Origin of the sequence: Siphonobacter sp. SORGH_AS_0500, assembly GCF_002838835.1 — a bacterium.
Classification (GTDB): domain Bacteria; phylum Bacteroidota; class Bacteroidia; order Cytophagales; family Spirosomataceae; genus Siphonobacter.
Map to the genome: position 1 here is coordinate 1 of NZ_NHPP01000015.1, position 15718 is coordinate 15718.

The 15718-nt window shown below is 46.4% G+C and carries 9 protein-coding genes and 3 pseudogenes; 4 read left to right on the forward strand and 8 right to left on the reverse strand.

Translation table 11 applies throughout. From position 1 onward, the window contains the following. Positions 1-432: 432 nt before the first annotated feature. The 8 genes and pseudogenes from BWI96_RS16270 to BWI96_RS16310 form a co-directional block, all read right to left on the reverse strand. A complete protein-coding gene (locus BWI96_RS16270; RefSeq protein ID WP_106637606.1) occupies positions 433-1800 on the reverse strand; it encodes an alkaline phosphatase family protein in 1368 nt (455 codons plus the stop codon). A 35-nt stretch (positions 1801-1835) separates the two neighbouring features. Further along, complete coding sequence (gene eboE / locus BWI96_RS16275; protein WP_106637607.1) at positions 1836-3050, reverse strand: metabolite traffic protein EboE; 1215 nt, start codon at positions 3048-3050, stop codon at positions 1836-1838. A 69-nt stretch (positions 3051-3119) separates the two neighbouring features. After that, positions 3120-4289: a 3-dehydroquinate synthase gene (locus tag BWI96_RS16280; RefSeq protein WP_106637608.1), complete on the reverse strand. Its 1170-nt coding sequence runs from the start codon at positions 4287-4289 to the stop codon at positions 3120-3122. Between the two features lie 98 nt (positions 4290-4387). Further along, positions 4388-5263 carry a UbiA-like protein EboC gene (eboC, locus tag BWI96_RS16285; RefSeq protein ID WP_369804197.1) on the reverse strand — a complete coding sequence of 292 codons (876 nt, stop codon included), beginning with the start codon at positions 5261-5263 and terminating at the stop codon, positions 4388-4390. Between the two features lie 371 nt (positions 5264-5634). After that, the gene (locus tag BWI96_RS16290; protein WP_369804201.1) at positions 5635-6534 is read right to left on the reverse strand and encodes a TatD family hydrolase; all 900 of its coding nucleotides are present in this window, start codon (positions 6532-6534) and stop codon (positions 5635-5637) included. Positions 6535-6672: 138 nt separating this feature from the next. Then, positions 6673-7538 (reverse strand): annotated as a pseudogene (locus BWI96_RS22545) (EboA domain-containing protein). Between the two features lie 510 nt (positions 7539-8048). Further along, positions 8049-9940, reverse strand: a pseudogene (locus BWI96_RS16305) (glycoside hydrolase family 88 protein). 79 nt (positions 9941-10019) lie between these two features. After that, positions 10020-11255 carry a DUF819 domain-containing protein gene (locus tag BWI96_RS16310; protein ID WP_106637613.1) on the reverse strand — a complete coding sequence of 412 codons (1236 nt, stop codon included), beginning with the start codon at positions 11253-11255 and terminating at the stop codon, positions 10020-10022. Between the two features lie 588 nt (positions 11256-11843). Here BWI96_RS16310 and BWI96_RS16315 point away from each other — a divergent pair. From BWI96_RS16315 to BWI96_RS16330, 4 genes and pseudogenes are all read left to right on the forward strand, one after another. Further along, positions 11844-12322, forward strand: a pseudogene (locus BWI96_RS16315) (Lrp/AsnC ligand binding domain-containing protein). A 71-nt stretch (positions 12323-12393) separates the two neighbouring features. Beyond that, positions 12394-13857, forward strand: a complete 1464-nt coding sequence (sufB, locus tag BWI96_RS16320) for a Fe-S cluster assembly protein SufB (protein ID WP_106637614.1) — start codon at positions 12394-12396, stop codon at positions 13855-13857. A 126-nt stretch (positions 13858-13983) separates the two neighbouring features. After that, complete coding sequence (locus tag BWI96_RS16325) at positions 13984-14541, forward strand: hypothetical protein (RefSeq protein ID WP_157830401.1); 558 nt, start codon at positions 13984-13986, stop codon at positions 14539-14541. 79 nt (positions 14542-14620) lie between these two features. Then, positions 14621-15643, forward strand: coding sequence for an RluA family pseudouridine synthase (locus tag BWI96_RS16330; protein ID WP_106637616.1), 1023 nt, complete (start codon positions 14621-14623; stop codon positions 15641-15643). Positions 15644-15718 lie beyond the last annotated feature (75 nt).

Here is a 15718-nt window from a genome sequence, read left to right on the forward strand (position 1 = left end):
ATCTTTTTATTTCTATCGTAGAAGTTCTTCTAGCCGCCCTGTTTAAAATCAACGAAAAGTATTTGTAATTAAGAATTGAAAAAAGATAAGGCGGTTAGCTTTGCTTATGTTTACTTATGGATGATGAGACAATCCTGGAAAACTTTCACTTCAGGGTGACGAAGCCTGAGTTATTCTATTAAAGGGAAGATCTATCAGCTTAAGTCTTCGAGAAAGGTATTGGCAACTCTGTTCACTAGAATAGTAGATACTAACGGTTATTCACTTAAAAGCATAAGCCGATTAACTATCGGGCTTATGGCTTTTATAGATAAGTATGTGCTTTATCTTATATAGTACTTGAATGAGATCGGCCAGAGGCCTATAGCTAGGTGGTCACTCGGCAGAGCCGAGCGACTGCGGTTAGGAATGAAGTAGCCAAGGTTTCCCCTTCTAGCTATTCAAATGTTGCCAAATTAAATCGTAAACATCGGTAGCCAGTATTTCAGTTTTTCCCGTGGGCTGATCCGAGATAAACACGGGATGGAATGCTTTGGGGGCGTAAATGGCTCCGTGAGAACCTTTAACCAGCGTCGCATCCAGCGGAATGACATCCATCAGATACCGGAAGCCTAATAACTTGCGAGCCAGCTTATATCCCGCCCGAAGCTTGATGAATGGATTCTTGGGGTCCATGAACATCTCTACCGGATCGTACCCCGGCTTACGGTGAATATCCACCAGATGAGCGTAATCGGGAGCTTTTTTATCGTCTAACCAGTAGTAATAGGTAAACCAGCTATCCGTTTCAGCCATTAGTACCAGATCTCCCGAACGTTCATGATCGAGGTGATGCTCGCGTTTTCCTGCTTCGTCTAATACCAGCTTTACGCCCGGTACTTTTTCAAGTAACTGCTTCACAAAAGGAATTCGCGATTTATCCTTCACATACACGTGTGCAATCTGGTGATCGGACACCGCGAAGGCTTCGGATACACCTGCGTCGAGTAACTCGTACCAACGTTCGGTTCGCACTGAGATTAACCCGGCTTCCCGCAAAATACGGTTCAGGTGAACGGGACGACTCACATCATTAATACCGTATTCCGAAAGCAGAATAATCTTCGCATTTTTCTGCTGGTAATACTCAATCAATTGCTTTAATACCCGATCAATTTCACCGAGTTCCTGCTTGATATGATCAAAATCCAGGCCGAATTTTTGCAGGCAATAGTCCAGGTGCGGCAGGTAAATCAGGGTTAATGTGGGATCATTCCGCTGGTCTACCCAGATGGAAGCGTCGGCAATCCACTGCGTTGATTTAATATTCGCATTCGGGCCCCAGAAGCTGAAGAGCGGAAATTGCCCTAATTGTTCCTGTAACTGATCTCGTAGTTCCGGGGGGTAGCTATAGCAATCGGGAGCCTTTACGCCGTCGGCATGATACTGGGGGCGGGGCGTAACCGACCAGTCTGCCGAAGCGTACATATTATACCACCAGAACATCTTGGAAACGGTAAATTTGGAATCGACTTTGCGGGCCGCTTCCCAGATTTTCTCACCTTTTACCAGGTGATTCGACTGTTTCCAGAACTTGATTTCGGCATCCTGATGGTCGTACCAGCCGTTGCCGACGATACCGTTTTCACTCGGCCATTTTCCGGTAACATACACACTTTGTGCAGTGGTGGTAACCGCCGGGAAAACGGGAGTTATGGTTTGTATATTTCTGGTTTTGAGGTAATTGCTTAGGAAAGGCGTATGTTCCCCGATCACACTCTGACTCAGGGCAACTACGTCAATGACAACCGTCTTTTGCATGATTTTCAACAGGAGTTAGGCAATAAGGTCGGGGCTTAATTAAGATCAATCCGCGTGCCGAGTTCAATGTGATCGAGCACCCATTTCATTTCGCGGGTAATCGATTCCGTAATGGGTAACTGCGATTCGGAGGGTAATACGCCCCAGGTATAGGTTTCGACTTCGAGGTGCTCTGTAAAAGGCTTACGTTTCTGCCGATTGAGCACCTGAATAATGTCCTGCTGCGTCGATTGCAGCAATCCGTATTGTTCCAGAAATAGGGGAACGTGGTAATGAATTCGCCATTGTCCGGTTGGATCGGCCTCCCAGAGAGCGGCGTTCAGGTCGGGATACTTGAGTAATGTATCCTGATGTTTAGCTACGACCTGGTGCAGATACGTAGGTTCGTCAAAACGTTGGAGTAACTCCAGTTTCTCTTCGATTTGATCCTCAAAATCAACCTTCAGGGCCGAGCTAATCTGAATTTTACCAATACCAATGCCTTCCTGTTCAAATAGATCAATGGCCTGAGTCTGGTTCTCAAATTCTACGGCAAAATGGCAGACATCGTAACAAACCTGCACGTGTGTGCGAAGAGCTGCCTCGGCTTCGGCTTCATTTAATCCGGCCTTCTGAACCAGGTAAGGAACCCCGTCGAAAAGTAACTGGTCGTTAAACCAGGCGATGAACTCGGTGGAGTTTTCGAGTAATCCATCCGGTTCAGGTTCCAGATTGAGGTGTAAAACTTGGCCCGTTTCCTGATTGATCTGAATTAAAGCCAGCACCACTTCCAAAATATGATGCGTCGCCTGCTGAAAGGCTTCCGTCCGGGTAGATTCCTGTGGGCACCAGTGGCGGTAGGTCAGGGGTGAAGTCGAAATACTGCCCCGCATGCCTTCGGGTAATAACTTCGAAAGAATCTGAAACAGACGAAGGGTATAGTCGCGGCGTTCGGGCTGAATCCAGTCGGGAGCGTGGACATTTTCTTTGACACGGGTATCGTGAAAACCGCCATAGGGAAACCCATTCATGGTAAATACATAGGCGTTCTGATCTTTCAGCCATTCCTGAAAAGGCTTAAGATTGGTTTCCAGTAACAAGTCCTTACTCGCCAGACCTGCCACTCGTAAGCCTATGCCGAAGGGTTTGTGCGGAGCCAGGGATTGCCGGATGCTGGGAATGCTGGCTTTTAAAGCGTCGAAATGGTCATCCCAACGTTCGCCGGGGTGAATATTGCTGCAATAAGTTAAGTGACCCAAAGATGTTTTCATAGACTGGTCCTGTTTTGGGTTAGAGGATTATTGAGAAAGCCCAGGTGATTATCCCGGGCTAGTATTCATTTAAAGTACTTCGCTTACGTTTTCAAACGTATTTCCCTGTAGGGCCGCTACGGATTTCTGAATTAATTCGTTATCCATTTCATGCACTTCTACGCCTTTACCCAACGCATCGAGCAAGGTAATGGTTAATCGTCCACCGAGGTGTTCCTGGAATTCCCGGAGTCCGTTAATCAGGTGGAACGAATCATTTTCTGCCAGTGCCGGATGGTATAATTCAAAACCTAGCTGCGTTAATACGCTTAACACCCGCTGCGTGTCTGCTTGATTTAACCGACCCGCGAGTAAGGAATAATACGTGTCTAAAGCTATACCAATGGCTACGGCCTCGCCATGACGAATTTCAAAATTGGTCAGATATTCCAGTTTATGAGCCGACCAGTGCCCAAAATCGAGCGGCCGAGCCGAGCCACTTTCAAAGGGATCTCCGCTGCTGATGTGCTGAATGTGTAACTCCGCACAACGGTGGATGAGGTATTGCATTACTTCGGTATCCCGCTGAGACAGAGGAAAGGCATTCGCTTCAATCCACTCAAAAAAGGCTTTATCTTTAATGAGAGCTACTTTAATGGCTTCCGAAATGCCTGAACGCCAGTCACGGTCGTCCAGCGTACGCAGAAAATCGCTGTCATTGAAAACGGCAATTGGTGGAGCAAAAGTGCCCAGAAAGTTTTTCTTGCCTTTGTAGTTAATACCGTTCTTCACACCTACGCCCGAATCATTCTGTGAAAGCACGGTTGTTGGAATCCGAATGTGTTTCACGCCCCGGTGCGAAACGGCGGCAGCGTAGCCTACCAAATCCAGAACGGCACCTCCCCCAATGGCGGCTACAAACGAGTGACGATCAATGCCAAAGCGATCCACAGCATCGACAATCTGTTCGAATAAATCAGGATCGTTTTTAGAGGCTTCCCCGCCGGGAATAACCAGCCATTCGGGAACGCAGGTAATACCTTTCACCGAACGGAAATAATGGGCAATTTGATCGGGTAACGTAGGGTGAGCTTCCAGCACGCCGGAATCGATGCAAAAGAAAATCTTCTTGTGGAAATCGCTTTCGCCGTATTGACTAAGAAAATCCCGAAGCTGGGGATTCTCAGGATCGAAAAGTTGCTGGGTAAAAAAAACCGGATACGAAAACGTGACCGTGAATCTCTGCTGAATGGTTTCCATGGACTTTAGTGGATGATTTAGCGTTGTGAGTTTTGGGTTTAGAGTTTAGGGTTAGGGGTTATTTCAACCCTAAACTCTAAACCCAAAACTCACAACTCTTACGTTACGGCGAACCATTTGGCTAACTGTAGCGAAAAAGGTAACAAGAGGAGAGTTGCCAGTCCCAGCGGCCAGGCTCCGAAAGCCATGCACCAGGCAGCATTCATAATAATTAAAGACAATACACCGGCTTTCACGGCTTTACCAATATTGGGGCCAATAGGATTCTGGTAGGCCGTTAATAAGGGCTTGAAAACCATAAAGGCATGAATCAGAACCAGAGGCAGAGCTTCCAGTAAATGTCCCTGCATGTAGCCAAAAGCCAACTGAGCTATTTCTACCACGGCATATAACACCCCGGCAAAAAGCATGGTGCGGGAGTGGCCGCCGTGCACTTCACCCCGGCTAATCATGGTAATGGCTGCAATGAAAATAATGGGTAGAAAACCGACGGCGTAATAATCGCTGAGTAACTCAGGAATTAAGCTTACGCCTAATAATAAGTTTAGTCCGCGGCAAAGGCCCATATTTAAAGGCCCAAGGATAGCGTCATGCTTGGCAAAACGATCATAGCTTAGGGTAAGGATAGCGATGGCGGCGGCAATAATACCACTTTCAAGGCTACATAAGCTGGCGGCTCCGATGCCTAATAAATGCAGAACGGTTCCCTGAAAAATGGCAGCTTCGATGGAAATCTGTCCGCTAGGGATGGGACGTTCGGGACGTTCTACAGCGTCGAGCTGAGCATCGAAAACGTCATTAAAAACCACACCGCCTCCGTATAAACCAACCGTGGCGGCACTGAGGGTGAGAAAAGAACGCCAGTCAAACGCGGGAGGAATAGCTCCGGCGATGGCTGCTCCGGCCCAGACATCAGCGACTGCCGTGACGAGGTTCGCCGGTCGCATTAACTGAATAAATGCCTTGATGTTCAAAATAGTATTCTTCTAGAGCTTAGAAAAGCAGTGATAAAGCAGGTTTCGAAAAATCCTTTTCAGAAACAGACAGGCAATTTAGTCAACATGGTTAACAAAAGCAGTACCGGAATTCATCTCTATCGACAAAATTAAGATTTCAATAAGACTTAATAGTTTCCTAAAGGTCCATAAAAATAAGTTTGTTTTTCTGAACACGAACGTGGTCCGTAGCACGCAGAATGATAGGACGCATTCTTACGTGTTACAGACCACGGTAGCAAAGGTAAATAGTTGACCGTTTTTGGTTGTCAGTGGACCAATTGATAGTCAGTATTTTATAACCGAACCATATAGTATTGAATAATTAGAAGAACGTAATGCAATAGGTATTACTTAATAAAAATTGAATCTTTGTCAATGCGGGGCTGCTGACCACCGCGAAGAATGGTATTGCCATTGAATTTCTGACTTTGGTCAATTTCCTGTCCGAAATCAGCTTCATCAATTTGTCCGCTTTGGGCGAAGGCATCGAGGGCATTCTGATAGGTAACCAGTCGAACCGCTTCGTCAGAAATGCCTTTCATTTTCATCAGAGCCGCCGTTTTGGGAACCGCCAGCGGATCGGAGATGCCCCAATCTGCCGCCGAATTCACCATAATCCGCTCAGGGCCGTATTGTCTTACGACTTCCACCATACGTTCATTTCCCATTTTAGTGAAAGGGTAGATGGTGAAAGCTGCCCAAAAGCCCTGATCCAGCACACTTTTTACGGTTTCTTCATTGTTGTGATCAACAATGACCATACCAGGGTCCAGACCGTGTTCCAGAGCGATAGCCATACTGCGTTCGGTACCCTGTTTTTTGTCGCGGTGAGGCGTGTGAATCTGAACGGGAAGATTGGCTTCTTTGGCCAGTTCCAGTTGCAGGCGATAAAAGCGTTCTTCGGCAGCGGTCTGGTCGTCAAAACCAATTTCGCCGATGCCTACCACGCCCTCTTTGTACACAAACAAGGGTAATACTTCCATTACCTGTTCCGCCAGAGCTTCGTTATTAGCCTCGCGGGAATTGAGGCCGATGGTACAGTAGTGCTTAATCCCAAACTGTGACGAACGAAAACGTTCCCAACCCACCAGACTGCTGAAATAATCTTTAAACGAAGCCACGCCCGTACGGGGTTGCCCAAGCCAGAAGGCGGGTTCAATCAAGGCTACTACTCCGGCATCGGCCATGGCCTGATAATCGTCGGTCGTGCGGGAAGTCATGTGTACGTGGGGATCAAAGAACTTCATGCCCTTGATCAGATCCCGGTACTGCGTGAATTCCAGGTTACTATGCGTAACTTCTTCTTTATTTTCTTCGAAATGAGAAGGATTTAATTCGTGCTGGCACATAGAAATAGCGGCTTTGAAAACCTGATAAAATATGAATTAAGCAACCTGCGTATCGAGCTGATGCCAGGTAAGATGTTCAGGAACGTCACTGGTATATTCCTGTAGTAACAGGCGGGCCGGGGCAAAATTCGTTTCCGTACAAATAAGGTAAGCCGCCTCGCGGTCAATGGCTCGATTGGAGTGGAACAAATGCCGAATGTCAGCTAACATAGATTCATTGACAAAAGGAACCACCACCTGCCAGGCTCTGGCGGGTACGTAACGACCAGCGGCCCAGCGTTCATGGGCAAAATCCACTAGAATGCGTGCTAACGCAGGGTTACTACGTTTTTCCAGCCCTAAAATACCACCTACTGATTTATCATTAAAAATGGTTTTCATGACTAGCTGGTTCCAGGCCAGTTCGGAAAACTGCTCGGAAGGGTAGGAATTCCCCAGGGCCAGTGAATCGAAAACAACCCCATGTTGGAACGAACGGCCTCTGTGGCTCTAAAAACCCAGGCTTCGGGGTAAGGTAATACGGGAAGTGAAGCGTATAGGGCAACGAGTTCATTCATCTCCGCCGTTTCAAACAGGGTTTCGATGGATTGAATGAATAACTCTTTTTGCTCCAGAGGAAGGTGCAAAAGCAGGTATAAGCGAGTAACCCGATCCAGAGGCCAGGCCAGTATACTGAAATGGGAACGCAGCTCAGCGATTTGCTGGCGACGTTCGGGGCTTAAGGAGACCGGCTGTTTCCCCGTAAAACGCGGAGCCGCTACAAAAGCCGTTTGAATGCTGACGGGGTTCGTGAGATTTACTTTCGTATCCAGCCATTGGCGACCGGCTTGGGGTAATTGTTCAGCTAAAATCTCACCCAACACGAGTCGTAGCGTAAGAATAGAATCAAGAGGCAGTGTCATACGCAGAAAATAGAGCCGGTCTAACCGGGGAAAGTCATTTCCTACAAAAATACCAAAGCCTTTTGAGTTTAGCTGTGATTTATGTCATTTGAAAAAATAACTGATGGATTTAGTAGTTGGTGAGGACATCAGTAAGGGAGTTACCCCGTGGACGGTGTCGTCACCAGCCACGGCAGATTATTTTTAAAAGGATAAGAACGTAGAGCCGCGATTGATCGCGTCTGGCTTAGGAATGGAATTAATTTAGAGGTAACGAAAACAATTGTGATCAGCGTGAGGGATAGCCAGAACGAAGAAAAGCTACCCCTGTGGCTGGTGAGGACACCAGCCACGGTATAGAGCCGCGATTGATCGCATTTCTACAACAACATACAAAAAGTAAGTATGAGGTAAGTACGAGACAGTAATCTCGCATAAGTTGCGGAATGGAGTAACCGCAGTCAGTATGGCCCAGATAGTTTTGCTGGCATCGGACTTGCACGTCGGAAAAGCTTCTGTTAGTGTGGATGCTTATTTCTTCAAAAGCCACTTACTCAGATTCTTTGCGGCTTTGAAGTTTTCGTATTCCATTGGTAATCGTTTACCGTTCAGGTATTCGTTGTAAATCCAGGGATCGCCAAGGACAAAAACACGACCTTTGCCAAGCTGAGCTACGGCCATAATTTCATCGCCGTTGGCCGTTAATACCGATTTGGCAGGAGCTTTGGTTTTTAAGGTAACTAATTCTTTGATGAACACCTTTTTTACATCGCCGAAAATCGGGTGGTTACCATCAAAAAGAAGCTTCCCCTGGTCGTATATGTTGTTTTTGACCATGTTCACGTTTTGGCCTGTGAACTGAATACCAAACTTCCCTGCCAGAATATTGAAGTTTTTAATCTCTGCATTAGAGGTATCGTTAGCTAACAATACCAGCGTTCCACCCGCTTTCACCCAGTCGGCAATGACTTTGGCGTAAGCTTCCGTCATGTAGTTAGGCTTCGCCGTTTCTTTTTTGGTATCAGGATCGACGATGATGTACACATCCAGTTTTTTCAGCGATGCCGCCGTAGGAGCCTCAGGAACGGATACCGTTTTGGCTCCATAATCGCGGAAAATGCTACCCCATAACGAATAACCTGAATCACGGTAATCGTCCCAGGTATAATGGTACCGCTCGCCTTTACTGGTGTATTCGTTGTTGAAAAAATAATCCAAGCCTACCGTTTTGCCTTTCGCATAGGACAATTCAGGAAGGGTTTCCATCTCAATACTCGCCAGAATGAACGGCCCTACGCCCTTGAGATCATCCAGACGGATTTTCTCACTCATGTAATAGGCATAACTGCCGTCGCGGTAGGGATCCCCACCTAATCCACCTACGCTTACCGTTTTGTCGAGATGAACTAATCCTTTTTCATCCGTAGTAATGAATTCTTTCAGGATACCCTGATACCCTTTTTGTGCCACTTTCAGGAAAGAGGCATCCAGTAAACCTTTGCGAACGCCTTTGGCTAGTCCATACACAAACATGTTGGAAGCCGAAGCTTCAAGGTAGTTCCCTTTTTCGGTGCCTTTATCCAGGATTTGCCACCAGCAACCACTTTTAGGATCCTGAACCTTGACAACGGCGGGCATTAATCGCTGGAAAATTTCCTCTAGTTGACCGCGTTTGGGGTGATCTTTCGGGAAATAATCCAGCACATCGACTAGAGCCATGACGTACCAGCTACGGCACGACCCCAGAAATGCGGCGAAACGCCGGTTTGTGGATGGGCCCATTTCTGTTCGCGACTTTCGTCGTAGGCGTGGTATAACAAGCCCGTTTTAGCGTCGCGGGCGTTTTTCTCCATCCAGATGAACTGATTGGCAACTTCATCGAGATACTTAGGTTCTTTGGCAATCAGGGCGTATTCGGCGGAGAAAGGCTCTGCCATGTAAAGGCCGTCGAGCCACATCTGATTGGGGTACCGCTTTTTGTGCCAGTAACCGCCTTCTTTCGTGCGAGGCTGAGATTCCAACTGACTATGCACGTACTGAGCAGCTTTCCAGTATTTCTCTTTACCCGTGTCCAGGTACAATTTCAGCAGTAAACGCCCGGAAGGGATGTTATCCAGGTTATAATCCTCGAAACGATAGCCTCGAATTTCTCCCTGGTCATTGAGGTAAGAATCAATATTCCGCTGCATGTAATGGAAGTATTTTCCATCCCCAGAACGCTCGGCCATCCGGCTTAGGGCATACAGAATAACCCCCTCTTCGTAACCCCATTGCGTAAGCTTACCTGCTTTGATTTCAGCAGAATCCAGGCGGGTAGTCATGATGGAATTAGCCATGCGTTCAGACCAGGGAAGTGGTTGAGCCCAGGTGGTTGCCGCCAGCAGAATTCCCAGAAGGCTAAGTAAAAGTCTAGAGGATTGCATATTCTAGTTAACAGGTAACGATCGCTTTTCTAATAAAGAAGCTTATTGACGAGCCTTTCCCTTATTCTGTAATCTGAGCTTAATAGGCGGCCCATTGCATAAGTAACCCGGTAATATAGCCTGCGTACGTACCAATGGCATAACCTAGAATGGCTAATAAAACTCCAACGGGGGCCAGCGAAGGATGAAAGGCAGCGGCTACGACGGGAGCCGAAGCCGGGCCACCGATGGCCGCCTGCGATCCGACGGCCATAAAGAAAAATGGTGCTTTGAAAAGTCGGCCTGCCAGGACAATAAAAACGCCGTGAATCAGAATCCAGATCACGCCAACAGCGAAAAGCCCGGGGTTATCGGCGATGGCCCATAAGTCCATTTTTAGTCCGATGGTGGCAATTAACAAATACAGAAAAACACTGCCAATTTTGGAGGATCCTACGTGTTCGAGCTGACGAACTGGGGTGAAGGAAAGAGTAATCCCCACGATCGTTGCCATGGAAATAATCCAGAAAACTTTAGAAGTTAAGCTAAAGCGTTCGAGGCCGGGGTATTCTTTTAAAATGGGCACAATAGTATCCGCAATGGCATGGGCAAAGCCCGTAACCCCTAAACCAATGGCAATGATCATCAGTAAATCGCGAAGCTGCGGAGTTCGCTGATTCTGGGCCTGGTACGCTTCCAGTTTTACCTGCACTTCGGTAATGGCTGAGGCATCGGCTTTAAAGAATCGATCGATGGCAAGGGATTTTCCCGCTCCATAAATCATGAGGGCCATCCAGAGTTCACCAACGATAATGTCTACTGAAACGCTTTGGGAAAAGAGTTTTTCGGACGGTTTGAAAATTTCCTTTAATGCCACCTGATTGGCTCCGCCGCCGGTCCAGCTTCCGGCAATGGTGGCTAGGCCTTTCCAGACGGCATCAGCTCCTTCGCCGCCCACCGTTGCGGGCGAAAATTGCTTGACAATCCAGACGGCAATGGGCCCCCCAGTTACGACGCCGATGATACCCGCCAGGAAAACCATTACCGTTTTAAAGCCGAGTCGTTTTAAGGTCTTCAGGTCCATTGACAGGGTAAATAATACCAGCGTGGCGGGAAGCAGGTATTGCGAAACGACTTTATAAATCGCAGAATCATCACCGACCACTTCGGGTGCAAAGACCCCTGCAGTAGTTAATAAACCGGGTATGAAATAGCTCAGAAGAACTGGGGGGATGATATCGTAAAATTTTTTGAGGGAAGGAAAAGTAGAGGTATAGAAGATCAATCCTAGAACCGAACATAAAATGCCTAAAACAACCGCGTAGTTTGATACCATTTGATGAAGACGTCAATGGGGAAATAAAAAACGCGAAATAACGGGAAAGGATTGGTAAATGTTTGGCGAAACCAGGAAAAGATAAGAAATCATTCCAAAAAAAACACGCAATCCTCAGAAAGGTTGCGTGTCAGAATTACACTTCATCAACAAACTAAAAACCAAATAAAAATACTGCCATTTCTTCGAAATCCCGCTTTCACCGGATAAAAAAACACTAGGCGGATCAATGATCCGTAGAAGCCTAGCCTTGAAAGAATGGGAATAAATGGTACTTAGAGCTGTAGGAGAAGGATTCGAACCTCCACGAAGCAGTTAGATACAGCACAAAATTTGGTGGTCAACCCCAGTCGGACTTGCCCGGCTTTATACTGATTTTTTCCTGGACTCTTCACCCCCGAGACAGGAGGGCATGGCTGCCAATTTCATCACCCTACAGTGTGGAACAGCGTTATCGCGTTTGATGTTACAAAGGTAATGTACAGAAGTGCCGTTTTGCAAGAGTTGTATAAAAAAATTAAAAAATTTACGATATTATTAATAATTGGTCTGTATTATTGCTTAGTTTTAAATAGAAACGCCAAAGCAATGGATAAAAATTATGAGATTGATAACGTAGACCTGAAGATATTGGGTCTGCTGATGCAGGATGCCACCATGCCCTATACCGAAATTGGTAAGAGAATCTTCGTTTCCGGGGGTACTGTACACGTTCGGATGCGTAAAATGGAGCAAATGGGTATTGTGAGGGGTTCTACGTTGATGATTGATCACACCAAACTAGGGTGGGACATTGCCGCTTTTCTAGGGATTTATCTGGATAAAAGTTCTTTATACGCTGAGGTAGCCGAAAAACTGGCAGCTATTCCTGAAGTCGTGAATATTCATTATACCACAGGCATCTATTCTATTTCGCGAAAATCGTTTGCCGGGATACGACACACCTGCGGGAAGTGTTACACGATAAAATTCAGAAAGTAGGCGGTATTCAGCGAACCGAGACCTTTATATCTCTGGAAGAGAGTGTTTCCAGACCCGTTCCCTTTGCAGAATTAACAAATGGGTAAATTTATCCATTGCATTGAACGTTCCACCGCAGGTTTTGTTATATTTTTGCATAAATCTCTGACAAGCAAACATGGCGAAGGAAGCAGATATCCTAGACGAAATCACCAGTTCCGAATACAAATATGGGTTTGAGACCCTGATCGAAGCTGACGAAGCTCCGGCGGGGCTTAGTGAAGATATAGTGCGTTTTATTTCCGCAAAAAAGAATGAACCCGAGTGGATGCTGGAGTGGCGATTGAAAGCCTACCGCATGTGGCTGGAAATGACAGAACCCGCGTGGGCGAACGTGCATTACGAAAAAGTAGATTACCAGTCGGTAAAATATTACTCGGCTCCGAAACAGAAAAAAACGGTTGAATCTCTGGATGATATTGATCCAGAATTACGTCGTACGTTCGAGCGTCTGGGTATTTCCCTGAAAGAGCAGGAACGTATCGCGGGCGTAGAGCGTCTGTCAGGCGTAGCGGTGGATGCAGTGATTGACTCGGTTTCAATTGCTACTACTTTCAAGAAAGACCTGGCCGAACGAGGTATTATCTTCTGTTCGATGACGGAAGCGATTCAGGAACATCCTGAGTTGATTAAAAAGTACCTGGGATCGGTAGTTCCTCCTAAAGATAACTTCTTTGCAGCGTTGAATGCGGCTGTTTTCTCGGATGGTTCGTTCTGTTATATTCCCAAAGGCGTTCGTTGCCCGATGGAACTGTCTACGTACTTCCGTATCAATGCGGCTGGAACGGGTCAGTTTGAGCGTACGCTGATTGTGGCGGACGAAGGAAGTTACGTAAGTTACCTCGAAGGTTGTACAGCTCCCATGCGGGATGAAAATCAGCTTCACGCGGCGGTAGTAGAATTGATCGCAGCTGAAAATGCTGAAATTAAATACTCAACCGTACAAAACTGGTATCCCGGAGACAAAGAAGGAAAAGGGGGTATTTATAACTTCGTAACCAAACGCGGAATCTGCGATGGAGCGAATTCTAAAATTTCCTGGACTCAGGTAGAAACGGGATCGGCTGTTACCTGGAAATACCCTTCGGTCATCCTGAAAGGCGATAATTCCATTGGTGAGTTTTATTCAGTTGCAGTTACGAATAACTTCCAGCAGGCAGATACCGGAACCAAAATGATTCACATTGGGAAGAATACTAAATCCCGTATTGTATCGAAAGGTATCTCAGCGGGACGTTCGCAAAACTCGTACCGGGGATTAGTGGAGGTAATGAAGAGAGCCGAAAATGCTCGTAACTTCTCCCAATGTGATTCCCTGTTATTAGGTGATAAATGTGGAGCACATACGTTCCCTTATATTGAAGTTAAAAATAATACCGCAACCGTAGAGCACGAGGCAACGACTTCGAAGATTGGCGAAGACCAGTTATTCTACTGTAACCAGCGGGGTATTCCTTCCGAAGCAGCCGTTGCTCTGATTGTAAACGGTTATGCGAAAGAAGTATTGAACCAGCTTCCGATGGAGTTTGCTGTTGAGGCACAAAAACTGCTTGAAATCAGCCTGGAAGGAAGTGTAGGTTAATTGGATTACTAGTTAGTTGTACCGCCCGATTTATAGATTATACCGCCAGTTCATGAACGTGTAATGCAATCAATCGGACCTTCAATGTATTTGGAACAAAGAGTAGAACAACTAGAAAATTTAACTGTGGACCACGTTAAACAGATAGACACCATCGCTCATGGCTTAGGTCAGTTGACTACTGACATGGGCCGACGATTTGATCGGGTAGAAAACCGATTGGATCGCCTGGAAGCGGGTCAATATCAACTGGTCATTGCTCAGGCTGAATTTAACGTAAAGCTTGGTTTTTTAACGGATCAAGTAGATACGTTATCTGGCAGGGTAGATTCTATTGGAGTCAAAGTAGATACATTATCTGGTCGTGTGGATGCTGTGTCAGATCAAGTAGCTACGTTATCAGATCGTGTAGATTCGATGTCCATTCGGATGGGTACGTTATCTAACCGGGTGGATTCCATATCTGACCGAATGGACACTTTATCGGATCGCGTAGATTCGATGTCTGTTCGGATGGGTACGTTATCTAACCGGGTGGATTCCATATCAAATCGAATGGACACCCTATCGGATCGGATGGATACATTAACCGACCGCGTAGATAATCTGTCTGGTAAATTTGATGGTCTATCCGGTAAAATGGACATGGTTATTGATCTTTTACAGTCACGTAATGGGCATTAGTTGATGCTCTTTCCTGATATCAGTAAACATCCCCACCTTTTCAGAAGGTGGGGTTTTGTTTTAACAATACCTGTAACGTATGAATACAGAAGCAGAAGAGTTAGAAGACGAGTTATTTGAACATCACCGAATTCTGGTGGATGCGGGTCAGAAACTAGCCCGGATTGACCAGTTTTTAACAGAAAAAATTCCGAATGCTACCCGATCCAAAATTCAGGCGGGTATTGAAACGGAAGGGGTAAAGGTCAATGGGAAAGCAATCAAAGCGAGTTATAAGGTAAAACCGCTGGATGAAATCGTTATTTCCTTACCTCAACCCCCGAGAGCCGAAACGGAGTTAATCCCTCAGAATATCCCGTTGGATATTCGTTATGAAGACGACGATTTACTGGTGTTGTATAAACCTGCCGGCATGGTGGTTCATCCGGCTTACGGAAACTGGGACGGCACATTGGTGAATGCTTTAATTTATCACTTTCAGAATTTACCGACGGGCAGAAATGGTGACATCCGGCCCGGTCTGGTGCACCGTATTGATAAGGATACGTCGGGATTAATGGTTGTGGCAAAAAACGATTATGCGATGAGTCACCTGGCTCGTCAGTTTTTCGAACACAGCATCGAACGTACCTACTATGCATTGGTTTGGGGCGAACCTAAAGAAGAAAGCGGAACCATTCAAGGACATATTGGTCGAAGCTCCCGCGATCGGAAAGTAATGGATGTGTTTCCCGATGGAGAATACGGTAAACATGCCGTTACCCACTATAAAGTACTGAAAAATTTGAAATACGTCAGTCTGGTTCAATGTAACCTGGAAACCGGACGCACGCACCAGATTCGGGCTCATATGCGATACCTGGGGCATCCCTTGTTTAATGACACCATGTATGGCGGCGATCGAATTGTCAAAGGAACGGTCTTTACCCGGTATCGTCAGTTTGTTGAAAATTGTTTTGCCCTATGTCCCAGACAGGCTCTACACGCCAAGTCCATCGGCTTCGAGCATCCTAAAACGAAACAATGGCTTCAGTTTGATTCCGAGTTAGCCCCGGATATTAAGGCCGTTATGGACAAGTGGGAAGCGTATAGCCAAGTTTAACGTTGTTGGTTGTTGGTTGTTGGTTGTTGGTTGTTGGTTGTTGGTTGTTGGTTGTTGGTTGTTGGTTGTTGGTTG

What these genes read in the sequence shown, in the direction of transcription:
- eboE (WP_106637607.1), bottom strand. Translation starts at nt 3,050, where the DNA reads ATGAAAACATCTTTGGGTCACTTAACTTATTGCAGCAATATTCACCCC.
- sufB (WP_106637614.1), top strand. Translation starts at nt 12,394, where the DNA reads ATGGCGAAGGAAGCAGATATCCTAGACGAAATCACCAGTTCCGAATAC.
- BWI96_RS16270 (WP_106637606.1), bottom strand. Translation starts at nt 1,800, where the DNA reads ATGCAAAAGACGGTTGTCATTGACGTAGTTGCCCTGAGTCAGAGTGTG.
- BWI96_RS16280 (WP_106637608.1), bottom strand. Translation starts at nt 4,289, where the DNA reads ATGGAAACCATTCAGCAGAGATTCACGGTCACGTTTTCGTATCCGGTT.
- BWI96_RS16330 (WP_106637616.1), top strand. Translation starts at nt 14,621, where the DNA reads ATGAATACAGAAGCAGAAGAGTTAGAAGACGAGTTATTTGAACATCAC.
- BWI96_RS16310 (WP_106637613.1), bottom strand. Translation starts at nt 11,255, where the DNA reads ATGGTATCAAACTACGCGGTTGTTTTAGGCATTTTATGTTCGGTTCTA.
- BWI96_RS16290 (WP_369804201.1), bottom strand. Translation starts at nt 6,534, where the DNA reads ATGAAGTTCTTTGATCCCCACGTACACATGACTTCCCGCACGACCGAC.